Source organism: Streptomyces sp. NPDC019890 (assembly GCF_044903445.1).
GTDB lineage: Bacteria > Actinomycetota > Actinomycetes > Streptomycetales > Streptomycetaceae > Streptomyces.
The window spans coordinates 178,105-191,559 of the sequence record NZ_JBJDQK010000011.1; the positions used below are offsets into that span (position 1 = coordinate 178,105).

The 13,455-nt window shown below is 71.9% G+C and carries 14 protein-coding genes; 5 read left to right on the forward strand and 9 right to left on the reverse strand.

The genetic code is table 11. The annotated features are described in order from the left end of the window. The first annotated feature begins 31 nt into the window (after positions 1–31). Both ACI2LP_RS27335 and ACI2LP_RS27340 read left to right on the forward strand, forming a co-directional pair. The gene (locus ACI2LP_RS27335; protein ID WP_404727169.1) at positions 32–853 is read left to right on the forward strand and encodes a GNAT family N-acetyltransferase; all 822 of its coding nucleotides are present in this window, start codon (positions 32–34) and stop codon (positions 851–853) included. Beyond that, entirely contained in the window at positions 850–1,719 is an 870-nt protein-coding gene (locus ACI2LP_RS27340) for a lysophospholipid acyltransferase family protein (RefSeq protein ID WP_404727170.1), read from the forward strand. Before ACI2LP_RS27335 ends, ACI2LP_RS27340 begins: the two co-directional genes overlap by 4 nt. Here the strand turns inward: ACI2LP_RS27340 and egtD are convergent. Genes egtD through egtA form a run of 4 tightly spaced genes read right to left on the reverse strand, consistent with a single transcriptional unit; the run spans position 1,614 to position 5,959 of the window. Next, a complete protein-coding gene (gene egtD / locus ACI2LP_RS27345; RefSeq protein WP_404727171.1) occupies positions 1,614–2,576 on the reverse strand; it encodes an L-histidine N(alpha)-methyltransferase in 963 nt (320 codons plus the stop codon). The two genes, ACI2LP_RS27340 and egtD, sit on opposite strands and share 106 nt — an antisense overlap. Next, positions 2,573–3,328, reverse strand: a complete 756-nt coding sequence (gene egtC, locus ACI2LP_RS27350) for an ergothioneine biosynthesis protein EgtC (RefSeq protein WP_404727172.1) — start codon at positions 3,326–3,328, stop codon at positions 2,573–2,575. The genes egtD and egtC overlap by 4 nt, the downstream gene beginning before the upstream one ends. A gap of 40 nt (positions 3,329–3,368) precedes the next feature. Next, on the reverse strand, positions 3,369–4,679 hold the full coding sequence (egtB, locus tag ACI2LP_RS27355) for an ergothioneine biosynthesis protein EgtB (protein WP_404727173.1): 1,311 nt from the start codon (positions 4,677–4,679) through the stop codon (positions 3,369–3,371). Next, complete coding sequence (gene egtA, locus ACI2LP_RS27360) at positions 4,676–5,959, reverse strand: ergothioneine biosynthesis glutamate--cysteine ligase EgtA (protein WP_404727174.1); 1,284 nt, start codon at positions 5,957–5,959, stop codon at positions 4,676–4,678. The genes egtB and egtA overlap by 4 nt, the downstream gene beginning before the upstream one ends. 136 nt (positions 5,960–6,095) lie before the next feature. Between egtA and ACI2LP_RS27365 the strand changes: the two genes are divergently transcribed. After that, on the forward strand, positions 6,096–6,929 hold the full coding sequence (locus tag ACI2LP_RS27365) for a TIGR02452 family protein (protein ID WP_404727175.1): 834 nt from the start codon (positions 6,096–6,098) through the stop codon (positions 6,927–6,929). Positions 6,930–6,959: 30 nt separating this feature from the next. On the opposite strand, the gene ACI2LP_RS27370 is transcribed toward ACI2LP_RS27365, so the two are convergent. The 4 genes from ACI2LP_RS27370 to ACI2LP_RS27385 all read right to left on the reverse strand — a co-directional run bounded on the left by ACI2LP_RS27370 (position 6,960) and on the right by ACI2LP_RS27385 (position 9,979). Beyond that, positions 6,960–7,475 carry a type II toxin-antitoxin system PemK/MazF family toxin gene (locus ACI2LP_RS27370; RefSeq protein WP_404727176.1) on the reverse strand — a complete coding sequence of 172 codons (516 nt, stop codon included), beginning with the start codon at positions 7,473–7,475 and terminating at the stop codon, positions 6,960–6,962. Continuing rightward, positions 7,472–8,917, reverse strand: a complete 1,446-nt coding sequence (locus tag ACI2LP_RS27375; protein ID WP_404727177.1) for a flotillin family protein — start codon at positions 8,915–8,917, stop codon at positions 7,472–7,474. Before ACI2LP_RS27375 ends, ACI2LP_RS27370 begins: the two co-directional genes overlap by 4 nt. A gap of 66 nt (positions 8,918–8,983) precedes the next feature. Beyond that, positions 8,984–9,202, reverse strand: a complete 219-nt coding sequence (locus ACI2LP_RS27380; protein WP_404727178.1) for a hypothetical protein — start codon at positions 9,200–9,202, stop codon at positions 8,984–8,986. 78 nt (positions 9,203–9,280) lie between these two features. Further along, a complete protein-coding gene (locus tag ACI2LP_RS27385) occupies positions 9,281–9,979 on the reverse strand; it encodes an alpha/beta fold hydrolase (RefSeq protein WP_404727179.1) in 699 nt (232 codons plus the stop codon). Between the two features lie 384 nt (positions 9,980–10,363). On the opposite strand from ACI2LP_RS27385, the gene ACI2LP_RS27390 reads away from it, so the two are divergent. Together ACI2LP_RS27390 and ACI2LP_RS27395 are read left to right on the forward strand one after the other, a co-directional pair. Beyond that, positions 10,364–11,386: a LacI family DNA-binding transcriptional regulator gene (locus ACI2LP_RS27390; protein ID WP_404727180.1), complete on the forward strand. Its 1,023-nt coding sequence runs from the start codon at positions 10,364–10,366 to the stop codon at positions 11,384–11,386. Positions 11,387–11,470: 84 nt separating this feature from the next. Then, positions 11,471–11,740, forward strand: a complete 270-nt coding sequence (locus ACI2LP_RS27395; RefSeq protein ID WP_404727181.1) for a hypothetical protein — start codon at positions 11,471–11,473, stop codon at positions 11,738–11,740. 106 nt (positions 11,741–11,846) lie between these two features. Here ACI2LP_RS27395 and ACI2LP_RS27400 read toward each other — a convergent pair whose 3' ends face one another. Beyond that, positions 11,847–13,355: an IclR family transcriptional regulator C-terminal domain-containing protein gene (locus tag ACI2LP_RS27400; RefSeq protein WP_404727182.1), complete on the reverse strand. Its 1,509-nt coding sequence runs from the start codon at positions 13,353–13,355 to the stop codon at positions 11,847–11,849. Positions 13,356–13,455 lie beyond the last annotated feature (100 nt).

The following is a 13,455-nucleotide window of genomic DNA, read 5'->3' on the forward strand; positions in this document are numbered from 1 at the left end:
CTTCCCCTTCCGTCCGGCACAGGAGAGCGTCATGCCCGCATCGCCAGTTGTCGTCCCTGCCCCCGCCCAGCTTTCCGTCCCCCTGCCCGCGCCCGCGTCCGCGCCGCTCGCCGAGGGCGAGCAACCCCGCTATGTGGTCTCGCTCGCCCGGGACCAGCAGGACGTACGCGCCGCGCAGCGTCTGCGCCACCAGGTGTTCGCGGGTGAAATGGGCGCCCGTCTCGAAGGGCCCGAGCCGGGTCTGGACATCGACGCCTTCGACGCGTACTGCGACCACCTGCTGGTGCGCGAGGCCGAGACCGGCGACGTCGTCGGCACCTACCGGCTGCTGCCGCCTGAGCGCGCCCGGGTGGCCGGCCGCCTCTACTCCGAGACCGAGTTCGACCTGGCCAGGCTCGCCCCGATCCGCGACGACCTCGTCGAGGTCGGCCGCTCCTGTGTGCACCCGCTGCACCGCAACGGCGCCGTCATCGCCCTCATCTGGGCCGGGCTCGCCCGCTACATGACCCGCACCGGCCACAACTGGCTGGCCGGCTGCTGCTCGATCCCGCTCGCCGACGGCGGCACCCTCGCGGCCGCCACCTGGGAGACCGTGAAGGCCAAGAGCCTCGCCCCCGAGGAGTACTGGGTCACCCCCCACAAGCTCTGGAACCCCGACACCGTCACCCGTCCCGGAGGCCGCACCGAGCTCCCCGCCCTGCTGCGCGGCTATCTGCGGCTCGGCGCCTGGGTCTGCGGTGCCCCCGCCCACGACCCCGACTTCGGCGTCGCGGACCTGTATGTGCTGCTCTCGCTGCGCCGCACCAACCCCCGCTATCTGCGGCACTTCCTCTCCCTCGCCCCCGTTCGATGAGCGTCTGGCTGCCCAGCGCGCCCTGCACCCCGCCGGGCTGCGCCACCCACCAGGGACCCGCGGCCGGCAAGCTCCGGGCACTCGCCCGGCTGCTGGCCGGGACGCTGGTGGTGCTCGCGGGTGTGCTCCTCCTACCGGCGGTCGCGCTGCTCGGCGCCCTCTTCGGCACCCGCGTCCGGGACCTGCTGACCCGCCGCTGGGCGCGTACGGTGGTACGCGCCTTCGGCGTACGCGTACGGATCACCGGCCGGCCGCTCGGCCCCCGGGCCGCGCTGGTCGTCGCCAACCACATCTCCTGGCTGGACATACCGCTGATCGCGGCCGCCCTGCCCGGACGGATGCTGGCCAAGAGCGAGGTCCGGCGCTGGCCGCTGCTCGGGCCGCTCGCGGCGCGCGGCGGCACCCTCTTCCTGGAGCGGGACAGGCTGCGTACGCTGCCCGGCACCGTGCGCGAGATGGCGTCCGCACTGGCCGGCGGAGCGCGCGTCATAGCCTTCCCCGAAGGCTCGACCTGGTGCGGCCGGGCCCAGGGCCGCTTCAGGCCCGCCGTCTTCCAGGCCGCGCTGGACGCGGGGGCCGCCGTCCAGCCCGTACGCATCAGCTATCTGCCCACCGGCGCCGCCGCGTTCGTCGGCGACGACTCGCTCGGCGCGTCGCTGTGGCGGGTCGCGGCGGCGGGCGGGCTCACCGCGGAGATCCGGCTGCTGCCGGCCATCCCCGCGTCGAGCTTCCCCGACCGCCGCTCACTGGCTCGTGCCGCTCAGCTGGCCGTCGCCAGGCAGAGCGCGAATCTGCCCTCCGTGTCCGTCCACCAGTTCGTCAACTCCAGGTCGGCGTCGGCCAGTTCACTGCGGACACCCTCCTGACGGAACTTCGCCGACACCTCCGTACGCATTTCCTCGCCCGCTTCGAAGGGCACCGCGAGATCCAGCTCGGGGATCTTCACGGTCAGGGCGGACCGTGCCCGCAGCCGCATCTCGATCCATTCCTGCGCCGGGTCCCAGAGCGCCACATGATCGAAGTCGTCGGGGTCGACGTCCGCGCCCAGCTCCCGGGCGAGGACCGAGAGAACGTTCTTGTTGAACGCGGCCGTCACCCCGGCCGCGTCGTCGTACGCCCGCACCAGGACTTCTTCGTCCTTCACCAGATCCGTCCCCAGCAGCAGCGAGTCGCCGGGGTTCATCAGCGAACGCACGGACCTCAGGAACGCCGCGCGCTCGTCGGGCAGCAGATTGCCGATCGTGCCGCCGAGGAACGCGACAAGGCGCGGCCCCGGAGTGTCCGGAAGGGCGAGACCGCGGGTGAAATCGGCGATCAGGGCATGGATATTGAGCGAGGGCCGCTCTTCGAGCAGCGCCTTTGCCGCGCCGGTCAGGGCGCTCTCGCTCACATCGACCGGCACATAGCTGTGCAGCCCGGGCAGCGCGTCCAGCAGATGCCGGGTCTTCTCGGAGGATCCCGAGCCCAGCTCCACCAGGGTGCGCGCACCGCTGGCCGCGGCGATCTCGGCGGCGCGGGCGATCAGGATCTCCCGCTCGGCACGGGTCGGGTAGTACTCGGGGAGCCTGGTGATCTCCTCGAAGAGCTCACTGCCGCGGGCGTCGTAGAACCACTTGGGCGGCAGTTCCTTGGGCGTACGGGTCAGCCCGTGCAGCACATCCGAGCGCAGGGCGGCGTCCGTGGCGTCCTCGGGCAGGGTTCGGGTCAGCAGGAACGGGCTCACGCAGTCGGCTCCTTGAGCGGGGTCAGCAGGACATCGGTGCGGGTCGCCGCCAGCAGGGTGTGGTCGGGGACTTCGCGCCAGTGCGGATCGTCGTCATAGGGCTCCGAGGCCACCACGGTGCGGCGGCCGGGCTCGGCGAGATACCAGAGGGTGTCGCCCCACGCCGTCGCGGCGATGGTCTCGCCGTCGGTGAGGAGCAGATTGAGCCGGGAGTCCGGCGCGGCCTCGGCGACCTCGCGGACCGTGTCGGCCAGCGCCTGGCCCAGCTCGTCGCCGTCGCGCAGCCGGTGCAGCACCAGCGCCCACACCAGCGCGGAGTCACAGCGCGCCTCCAGAGCGAGCAGCTCGGCGGCGGGCAGTGACAGCGCGAGCGGGGCCAGTGTGCCGGGCCAGCCCCTGACCGCGCCGTTGTGACTGAACAGCCAGGGCCCGGAGGCGAACGGCGCGGCCGCCGCCTCGCCGTCCGCGCCCGCGACGGTGGCGTCGCGGACGGCGGCGAGTATCGCCCCGCTGCGGACGACCCGGGCGAGATCCGCGAAGGAGAGATCGGCCCAGATGGGGCCCGGGCGCCGGTATCTGGCCGGCACCGGGTCGCCATCGGCGTACCAGCCGACGCCGAACCCGTCGGCGTTGACCGTTCCGTACCGCTGCCGGCGCGGGGCCCAGGACTGGCGGTACAGACCGTGGGCGGGCTCGACGAGGAGCTGCCCCAGCGGCAGTGCGGGCCCGAGGTAGGCGATATGGCGGCACATCAGCGAACGCTCCCTCGGACGGGCTGCCGGGCCGGCGCACTCATGACGCCTCCGCGGGGGTCGCGTCCCGTGCCGTGCGGAAGCCGGAGAAGATCTGGCGGCGCACCGGAAGGTCCCAGTTGCGGAAGGTGCCACGGCAGGCCACCGCGTCGACGGCGAAGGAACCTCCGCGCAGCACCTTGTGGGCGCTGCCGAAGAACACCTCGGAGTACTCGCGGTAGGGGAATGCGGCGAAGCCCGGGTAGGGCAGGAAGTCGCTCGCTGTCCACTCCCACACATCGCCGATCAACTGCCGTACGCCGAGCGGCGATTCCCCCTCCGGATAGCTGCCGGCCGGGGCGGGCCGCAGATGGCGCTGGCCGAGGTTGGCGTGCGACGGCGCCGGATCCTCGTCGCCCCACGGGAAGCGGCGCGAGCGGCCCGAGTGCGGATCGTGCCGGGCCGCCTTCTCCCACTCCGCCTCGGTGGGCAGCCGCCGTCCCGCCCAGCGGGCGTACGCATCGGCCTCGTACCAGCTCACATGCAGCACCGGCTCGTCCGCGGGCACCGGCTCGGTCACTCCGAAGCGGCGGCGCAGCCACTGGCCGCCGTCCCGCCGCCAGAACAGCGGCGCGCCGATGTCGTGCTGCCGGATCTGGTCCCAGCCCTCGGCGGCCCACCAGCGGGGGTCCGTATAGCCGCCGTCGTCGATGAAGGCCTGGTACGCGCCGCAGGTCACCGGCAGTGTGTCGATGAAGAAGGCCGGTACCACCCGCTGGTGTGCGGGCCGTTCGTTGTCCAGCGCCCACGGCTCGGTCGATGTGCCCATGGTGAACGGGCCGCCGGGGACCAGGACTTCGAGAGGCAGACCGTGGGCGCTGCCCGCCGGCGGCTCGGGCGCGCTGAGGGCCGCGGGACCCTTGCGCAGCTGATGGGTGATGAGCATCGTCTCGTCGTGCTGCTGCTCGTGCTGGGCAATCATCCCGAAGGCGAAGGCGGAATCGACGAGGCGGCGACCCTCCAGAGGGGTGCGCTCAAGGATGTCGAGGACTCTGCCGCGTACGTCGGATGCGTAGATCCGTGCCTCGGCAGGGGCGAGCAGCGGCAGCGTGGGCCGCAGGGCGCGCGGATGCTCGAAGGCGTCGTAGACGGAGTCGATCTCGGGCCGCAGCGCCGCACGCCCGCCGACGGTGCGCAGCAGCCACTGCTCCTCCTGGTTGCCGATGTGCGCCAGGTCCCAGACCAGCGGGGACATCAGCGGTGAGTGCTGGGCGGTCAGCTCGTGGTCGTCGACGCACGAGGTGAGCGTGGCCGTACGGGCTCGGGCGGCGGTCAGCGCATCCAGGGCGCGGCGCCGGAGTTCTTCGGTCATGCGATCGGTTCCTTCCCGAGACTCCCCAGGGAGGGGATGCGCAGATCGTCGGCGGGACATCGGCCCCGCAGGACATGGCGCTCATTGAATGCGGCGACGGCGTCCCGTACGGCGTCGGAGGCGCCGATCCGGGGGAGCGCCTCCAGGGCGACGGCGAAAGCGGTCACTGCGGCCGCATGCAGTTCGGGGTCGGCGAGCCCGTGCCGGGCGGCGTTGTCCCACAGCGGATTGCGCGGGGCGGGCAGCGAACCGGCGTACTCCGCAAGCGGTTTGACCGCGCGGTAGACCGTCTCCGCCGCCTCGGCGTCGTCGAACAGGGCTGTGGTGACCGCGAGCGGCACCAGCCAGCCGTCCTCGCCGGACTGGGCGTCGATCATGCGCAGTTCGAGGTGGCCACGTGGTCGTACGGGCGGAAAGAGGGTGGTCAGGTGGTAGTCGAGATCGTCCCGGGTCGGCGGCCTGGGAGCGCGGTGGCGCAGCCATTCGCGGAAGGTGAGACCGTCCGGCAGCGTCCATGGCCCCTCGGGCGTCCGTATGCACATCACCGGCGCGTCCAGCGCATGGGTGGTCCAGGCGGCGCGCGGTTCCTCGCCCAGGGGTGGCGACAGGGGACGTACGGCATCCAGCGCGGTCCACACAGCCTGCCGCGTGGAGCGCCAGCCGGTGTGACTCCCTTGCCGGGCGGGCGAATTGGCGAACGCGGCCATCAGCACCGCGCCCAGCAGATGCGCCAGCTGCCAGCGTCTGCCGTATCCGAGCGGTCCCGGCTCCGCTTCGCCCGCGTCCAGACACACCTGTATCGAGGCCGAGGTGCACATCATGGCGCGGCCGGACGGACCCGTCCGGTCGAAATACGCCTCCATGGCGTCATAACGGGGTTCGTGGAGCAGCCGGCGCGGAGGATGCCAGGGGTCGAGGCCGAGGCCGCTGAGAGTGAGGCCTGCCGGGCGGAGCGCGGTGCGTACGGCGTCCAGATCGGCGGCGGTGGAGTCGATGCACTCCATCAGGGAGGCGGCGGGGGGAGAACTGAGCTCCAGCTGGCCGCCCGGTTCGAAGGTCAGAACCGAATTCAGTTGTAGGGCACGTACCTGTTCGTGGGCCGCCGCGATGCGGGCGGCGGCGACGGGGCGCTCGGGCCGCTCCAGCTCATGAATGAGCCATTCGACCTCCACACCGACGGCTCGGGGCGGGCCGGTCTTGAAGCAAATACATCGAAGCAGATCCTCCGCTTCTTCCAGGTCGATCGGCCGGCCGTAGTCGCCGGCATCGGGTGGATGCATGATCGGGTCTCCTGTCGACGCCTCTCTGCCAACCTAAAGCCACGCCCGCCGGTTCGCACAAGAGTGCCCGTGCGGCGTCAGCGGGACGTAAGAAATCTGGTTGCCGTGGCCGGGGCCCGTCGGGACGATGTCCGCCATGAGTGCACGACTGCGGGGGATCGCAAAACAGACCGAAGAGATCGTCGAAACGGGTCACTACCTGGCCGGTGACGGTCGGAGGGTGGAGATCGGGCGGGAGCTGGCCGCCGCGCTGGCGGGCACCCGGATGTACGGACCCGAGGCCGTAGAGGTCGCTTTGGACACAAACCGTTCGACGTCCTTCGAGGTCACGGGCGAGAGCAGCACCCAGGCGGCCCACCGGCTGACCGCGGCGGACAGCTCACCCGTAGCCGTTTTGAACTTCGCATCGGCGCGTAACCCCGGCGGGGGATATCTCAACGGGGCACAGGCCCAGGAGGAGGCCCTCTGCCGTGCCTCCGCGCTCTATGCCACGCTGCTGCGCGCCCCCGGGTTCTACGAGCACCACCGCGCCGACCGCAGCCCGTTCTACAGCGACCGGGTCATTCACTCTCCGGGTGTCCCGGTCTTCCGTGACGACCGTGGCCGGCTGCTCGATGCGCCGTACACCGTAGGATTCCTGACCTCGCCGGCGCCGAACGCCGGGGTGATCACCAGCCGCAGCCCCGAGCAGGCGCACCGCATCCCGGCCGCCCTCGCCGCCCGGGCCGAGCGGGTGCTGGAGACGGCGGCCGAGTGTGGCTACCGGCGCGTTGTGCTGGGGGCCTGGGGCTGCGGGGTCTTCCGCAACAACCCCGCGGTGGTCGCGGGCGCGTTCCACGCCCTGCTCACCGGGGACGGCCGGTTCGCCGGTCACTTCGAGCAGGTCGTCTTCGCGGTGCTGGACCGCACGGCCGCTGCAAGCACGCTCGGCGCCTTCCGGAGTGCTTTCGCGGGCCGGCTCCAGCCGTAGCGGTGTATCCGCTCCAGCCGTAGCGGCAGGTCAGCTCCAGCCGTAGCGCTCCCGCAGCCGCTGCACGACCCGGTCGAACCGCGGCCGGTCCAGGGCGCACGCCTCACGGCGCATACCGTCCTCGTGCACCCGAAGCACCCGGTCCACGTCGACCCAGGACTCGCGGCCCGCGCGGTCCCACGGCCCGACGCCGATCGCCACCCACTCACGGTCCCGGTCGTGGCGCTTGCTGGAGAGCTGTACGGCCAGCAGCGTCCCGGCCTCCTCACGGGCCACCACCAGGACCGGACGGTCCTTGCCGCGCCCGTCGTTCTCCTCGAACGGCACCCACGTCCAGACGATCTCGCCCGGGTCGGGATCGCCGTCACGGTCGGGGGCGTACGAGGTGCGGACCGGGCCCACCTCGGCGGGCTCCGCCTCGGTCGTGGCCGCAGGGCCACTGCGCCCGGGCAGGTCGGAAGGCTCGTCGAATGCGTCAGGGAAGGTCGTCACCCGCCCCACGGTAGGACCTGTGCGATCGCTGCCGCGGGGCGGGTGCCCGGTCATTCCGCTCGCTCGTCCACCACCGGGATCTTCTCCAGGACCGTCTCCACGCGCGGCGCCGGGGCGGCCGCGCCGTTCATCGAGGAAACCGTGCCGTTCAGGTTCGCCGACGCCGGGTTCATGGTCGACAGCAGCTGCCGGGCAAGACCCAGTCCCGTACCGCCCATGGTCAGCGCCTTCGCGAACATGTCCGACATCCCGTCGGCCCCGTTCAGCAGCACCATGTGGTCGATACTGCTGAAGGCGCCCGCGCCCGCCTCGACGATCTCCGGCCACTTCTCGGCCAGCTGCTGGGCGACGACAGCCTCCTGGTTCTCGGCGAGCGCGGCCGCACGCGCCTTGATGGCCTCCGCCTCCGCCAGGCCCTTCGCCTTGACGGCCGCGGCCACCGCGAGGCCGCGCGCCTGGTTCGCCGCGGCCTCCGCCTCGCCCGTCACCCGGGTCGCCGTGGCGCTCGCCGCGCTCGCCAGCTCGGTCTCCTTCGCTTCGGCCTGCGCCGCCGAGATACGGGCATCGCGCTCGGCCTCCGCCAGGGTCCGCTTCTCGTACGCCGTGGCGTCGGCCGGCTTGCGGACATCGGCTTGGAGCTGCTGTTCGCGCCGGTGCGCCTCCAACTCCGCGACCCGGGTCTCCTGGACGACGACCTCCTGGCGCGCCCCGGCCTCCGCGAGCGGCCCCGCCTGGCGCGCCGTGGCGGCGGCCTTGTCCCGCTCCGCCTGATAGCCGGCCTGGAGGATCTCACTGTCCCGGGTCGCCTCCGACATCCGGGCCGCGGCCTGCTGCTCCGCCTCCGTCGCCAGCCTGTTGGCCTCGGCCTGGGCGATCCGGGCGTCCCGCTGGACGGCTGCCGCGTGCGGCGCGGCCAGATTCTTGATGTAGCCGGTCGGGTCCTCGATCTCATGGATCTGGAGCGAGTCGACGATCAGCCCGAGCTTCTCCATCTCGGTACCGCAGGCCGCCCGGGTCTGGCCGGTCAGCTTCTCCCGGTCGCGGATCATGTCCTCGACCGTCAACCCGCCGACGATGGACCGCAGATGGCCCGCGAAGACGGTGTGGACGAGCTCCGCCATCAGCTTCTGCTGGTCGAGGAAGCGGCGTCCGGCGTTGGCGATCGACACAAAGTCGTCGCCGACCTTGAAGATGACCACGCCGCGCACCTTCAGCGGAATGCCCTGATGGGTCACGCAGTCCACGGACAGTTCGGTCTCATTGAGGTCGAGCGACAGCTTGCGCACCGCCTGGACGCCGGGAATGACGAGCGTTCCGCGGCCGGTGACGATACGGAACCCCATACCTTCGCCGAGACCTTCGGTCCGGTGCGTGGAGCCGGAGATGATCAGTGCCTCGTTGGGCTCGGCAACCCGCCACATGAGCTTGAAGACACCGATCAGGATGATGATGGCAGCGAGCCCGAAACCCGCTGTGACGCCGACGAACATCGGCATACGCCCCCTTCGTGCGGCACCGTCCGGCGCCGGTGATCGGGAGTGTCCTCCGATAAGAACCGGGACTCAACAGCCGTACAGGGCTGTGACATAGACCGTGCGCGGAGGCAGATGCTCCACGACCGTCACCACCGTGCCCGTCTCGATGCGGTCCTGCGCGGAGGCCGGATAGGCGAGGAAGTGCTCGGCGCCGCCGCGGATGCGGACGATGACCTCGCCGACAAGCCCGGGACCGACCGTGCCGGTCACCCGCCCGAGCAGCCCCACCATCGACTCGTCGTCCATGGTGGGGAGCCTACCCACGCGGGACCTCGGGGGAGCAGGCTGCCGGCCGGCGGCGGTGGTGTCGCCGACATCTCACCGTCAGATCCAGTCCTCCAGCGAGGACATGAAGCCGTCGAAGTCGTCACGGTGGATGGTGTGGCCCGCGCCCGCGACGCTGCGGACCTCGAAGCCGCGTTCCCGCAGCAGCTCGGCCCGCTCCCGGGAGACGAGGGAGCTCGGGTCGGCGAGCGTCACCAGCGAGGGGACGAAGGGCTTGGCCGGCAGCAGATCCGTGCCGGCGGCGTCCACCAGGCCGTACGCCGTCGCCTCGTCCCACAGCCGCACACTGTCCAGTTCGATCTCGACGTCCTCGGCCTCCCAGCGCGGATTCATCTCCTCGATCCATTCCCGCGTGAACGACTTCGCCCGGGTGAACCACTGCGGTCTGAAGCCGCCTGTCCCGTCGGGCAGATACCAGGCGGGGTCGGCGTACACCGCGCGCTGCGGCGCGAGTTGCCGCACGGCCAGTGAGAGGGTCAGCCCGCCCAGCGAGTGCCCGACGGCCAGCTGGGCGCCGGCCGGCAGGGTCTCGATGATGTCGTCCGCGTAGTCCTGCGGGGTGTAGCTGCCGGCCCGGCCGCTCGCGCCATGACCGCGCAGGTCGACGGCGAGCACGCGGTAGCCGAGCTCGGCGAGGGCCGGCCCGACCCTGCGCCAGGTGCGGTGGTCGGCCATGATGCCGTGGATCAGGAGCGCGACGCGGTCGCCCTCACCCCAAGTGGTGGTGTGCAGCTGCACGTTGGAGCCCTTCCGGTGTGGTGATTCCGATACGCGGGAGCATGCGGGAGTATTCAGCGAACCGTACGGGTCGGGTGCGCGCCGAGCGCGCCCATTCGCGCGCGGCGTTTTTACGCCTTCGGCACCACCCTCGTCACCCGGTCCGGCAATGCACCAGCCACCGGAGCGTGGCGAAGACGGTCGTACCGGAGATCCGGCCGAAGTTGGCGGCCTTCGCCGCCGGGCCGATTGGAGGGCCTCGCTGCCCTCCGGACGGGGTGAAGGAGCGGGTGCGACAGGGGGAAGCGGCACGTGCCAATTGACTCGTGCAAACGCCGTGGGCCACTCGTTTCCGGCCATCTGTCATACCTGCTGCCGAACCGTTCTGGAAAGATGCCGAAGGCGATGAGCCAGACACCAAAGCAGTCCGCCGAACGCCCCGTTCCGACCAGTGCAGACGTCGCCCGGCTCGCCGGAGTTTCCCGGGCCACCGTTTCGTACGTGCTCAACAACACCTCTGCCGTCCGGATCAGCGAGCCCACCCGCCGACGCGTCCGCGACGCCGCCGAGGAGCTCGGCTATGTCCCTCACGCAGCGGCCCGCAGCCTGCGCGCCGGACACACCCGGATGGTGCTGCTGCCCACCGCCCATGCCCCGGGCGGGCCGCTCTACAGCCGCTTCTTCAACGAGTTCCAGCGGGCGCTGCGTCGTCTCGACTACACCGCCGTGCAGTACGGCAGCCTCGGCCTCGACGGCGACGAGGCGGCCCGCGCCTGGGCCGAACTGCGCCCCGTCGCGGTTGTCTCGCTCGGCGAGGTCGCGCTCACCCCGCACGGCGTCGGGGTCCTCAAGCGCTCCGGCGCGAAGGCCGTCATAACGCTCGGTCCGCGCCGCGTCGAGGGCGCGCACTCCCTCGTCATGGACCAGCGCGAGATCGGCGGCTGCGCGGTGGCCCATCTGGTCGAGCGTGGCCGGCGCGCCATCGGTGTCGTCATGCCGCGGGAGCCGGGCCCGGAGCTCTTCTCCGGCCCCCGTCTCGAAGGAGCCCGACGGGCTGCGGCGGACACCGGAGCCCGGATCGAACCCCTGCCGTTGTCGTACGCCGAGGAGTCGGCGGCCGCCCTCGCCGCCGACTGGCGCAGGCTCGGGCTCGACGCCGTCTACGCGTACAACGACGAGTACGCCATGCTCCTCATGCGCGCCCTCCAGGACGCCGACATCGATGTCCCGGGCGAGACGGCCGTGGTGGGGGCCGACGATCTGCTGCTCGGCAGGCTGCTGCGGCCCCGGCTGAGCACGGTGCAGATCGACATGGTGACCGGTCGGCGGCTGGCCGAACTCGTCGACCGCGTCGTGCGCGACCCAGGCGCCGAGCAGGAGCGGCACGACCTGATGGGGGCGCGGGCCGTCCACCGCGAGTCCAGCTGACCGAACCGAACCCGACCCGGCTTCGGCAGGGCCGTCACGAGTGACGACATGCGGGCCGCGCCGTGCGTGTCTAGCGTCGCTTGCATGAGCACAGATCCACAGCGCTTCGAGATCCTGCTGGTGCCCGAGCATGTCAAGGGCAGCGACGTCGCCTCCCTGGCCGCCAGCGCCATCCGCTCTGCCGTCGTCGAGGCCACGGGCGAGCGCGGGTCCTCCGGGTATCCGCGCTACTCGGGCGAGGGCGTGGTGGCGGACATCGACCCCACGACGCGTACGGTCGAGGCGCTGCTGGTCGACGGGGTGGAGCTGGACTACGGACTCTCGGCGAGAGTCGTCGACCCGGCAGACCGCTGACACCTCTCCAATCCGGGCCTCGGCCAGGCGGCTTCGGCGTGAGGGCCCCAGGGCCTGTCGTCCGGATCTTGCCGGGCTCGCGTGCCCTGCACGCACCAGACCCCGCTCACTGATCCGGCCTGATCCGGAAGACAGGCCCCAGCGCGGCCAGGTCGGCCTCGATGAGCCGAGCCGCCTGTCGCAGCTCGGGCAGCATCGCCCGGCGCATCTCCTCGGGTGTGCCGCCCCCCGCGTGCTGCGCCACATTCACCGCGGCCACCACCCGGCCCCGGCCGTCCCGCACCGGGACGGCCAGGGAGCGCAGCCCTTCCTCCAGCTCCTGGTCGACCAGCGCATGGTCATCGGCCGCCACCTCGTCGAGCAGCGCGGTGAGCTCATCGGCCGAAGTGACCGTGTGTCCGGTGAGCGCGGGCAGCCTGCCGTCGACGGCAGGCCGCTCCCTGGGCGCGAGTCCGGCGAGCAGTACCCGCCCCATCGCGGTCGCGTACGCCGGGAAGCGTGTACCGACCGTGATGTCGATGCTCATGATCCGTACGGTCGGAACGCGCGCCACATAGCGGATATCAGCGCCGTCGAGCACCGCCAGGGACGCCGACTCATGGACCCGCCGCACCAGATCGGCCAGGTGCGGCTGGGCGACATCGGTCAGCCCGAGTCCGGACAGGCGCGCACAGCCGAGTTCGAGCACGCGCGGCCGCAGCCTGAACTGCCGCCCGGCGCAGCCGACATACCCCAGCTGCTCCAGCGTCAGCAGCGAGCGCCTTGCCGTCGCGCGCGCCAGCCCCGTCGCCTCGGCGACGGCCGTCAGCGGCATCCCTTCGCCGCGGTCGGCTCCCAGCGCGCGCAGCACCGCGAGCCCGCGGGCCAGCGACTGCAGATAGTCCGGCCCCAGTTCGCGCTTCTCGGCCGGCGAGGTGTCCCGTACGGGAGCGGAAGGGGGCGCCGTGGCACGGGGTGCGGCGAGCGCGGACTCCAGCGTGCCGCGGCGCTCCAGCAGTCGGGGGAGTACCGCTTCGGCAAGGGATTCCATGGTGTGCCGACTGGTGTGGCTGGCCACACTGACCGCGCACACTGTCCGCCCCGCCGGATCGCGCAGCGGCACGGCGACCGCCACCAGCCCGGGTTCGATCAGCTGGTCGTCGCCCGCCCAGTCCCGGCCTTCGGTGAACAGCGCGCCCGGCGCGCAGCGGTCCGCGGGCACCAGATCGCCGATCCGGAAGGTGAGATTCATATGGCGTCGCCGGGCGGCCTGTACGACGAAGCGCACCCCGTCCCCGTCCGGCACGGCAACCGACACCGACTCGTCGAACTCGTCCGCGAGCCCGTCCACCGCCGGTCCCAGCGCCGCCGGTATCCCGCTGGCCGCGAGATAGGCACCGCTCAGTTCCATCAGCCGAGGTGCGGGCCACACCTCGCGCCCGTCGCTGCGTACCAGACGGAGCCGGGCGAGAGTGGAGACAACCCGATCGACGGTGGCCCGGGCGAGGCCGGTGGCCCGTACGAGATCGCTGTGCCGCATCCGCTCGTCCGCATCCGGCGCGGACAGGGCGCACAGTACGGAAAGACCGCGCTCCAGCGGGCCGACCGTGGCGGTGGGCGGTGCGGCGATGGCCATCGGCGAGCTCCTCGGTCCGTTGACGTGGGTTGTTGACCTGGGGCCGTCGACGTGGGGCCGTTGACAGGGGCCCGAAGCCCGGCCGAGACTCGGGCAGGGC

Excerpts from the sequence above, each read along its gene's own strand:
- egtC (WP_404727172.1), bottom strand. The coding sequence starts at position 3,328 with ATGTGCCGCCATATCGCCTACCTCGGGCCCGCACTGCCGCTGGGGCAG.
- ACI2LP_RS27395 (WP_404727181.1), top strand. The coding sequence starts at position 11,471 with ATGAGCACAGATCCACAGCGCTTCGAGATCCTGCTGGTGCCCGAGCAT.
- egtB (WP_404727173.1), bottom strand. The coding sequence starts at position 4,679 with ATGACCGAAGAACTCCGGCGCCGCGCCCTGGATGCGCTGACCGCCGCC.
- ACI2LP_RS27335 (WP_404727169.1), top strand. The coding sequence starts at position 32 with ATGCCCGCATCGCCAGTTGTCGTCCCTGCCCCCGCCCAGCTTTCCGTC.
- ACI2LP_RS27340 (WP_404727170.1), top strand. The coding sequence starts at position 850 with ATGAGCGTCTGGCTGCCCAGCGCGCCCTGCACCCCGCCGGGCTGCGCC.
- ACI2LP_RS27400 (WP_404727182.1), bottom strand. The coding sequence starts at position 13,355 with ATGGCCATCGCCGCACCGCCCACCGCCACGGTCGGCCCGCTGGAGCGC.
- ACI2LP_RS27390 (WP_404727180.1), top strand. The coding sequence starts at position 10,364 with ATGAGCCAGACACCAAAGCAGTCCGCCGAACGCCCCGTTCCGACCAGT.
- ACI2LP_RS27375 (WP_404727177.1), bottom strand. The coding sequence starts at position 8,917 with ATGCCGATGTTCGTCGGCGTCACAGCGGGTTTCGGGCTCGCTGCCATC.
- ACI2LP_RS27370 (WP_404727176.1), bottom strand. The coding sequence starts at position 7,475 with ATGACCGGGCACCCGCCCCGCGGCAGCGATCGCACAGGTCCTACCGTG.
- ACI2LP_RS27380 (WP_404727178.1), bottom strand. The coding sequence starts at position 9,202 with ATGGACGACGAGTCGATGGTGGGGCTGCTCGGGCGGGTGACCGGCACG.
- egtA (WP_404727174.1), bottom strand. The coding sequence starts at position 5,959 with ATGCATCCACCCGATGCCGGCGACTACGGCCGGCCGATCGACCTGGAA.
- ACI2LP_RS27365 (WP_404727175.1), top strand. The coding sequence starts at position 6,096 with ATGAGTGCACGACTGCGGGGGATCGCAAAACAGACCGAAGAGATCGTC.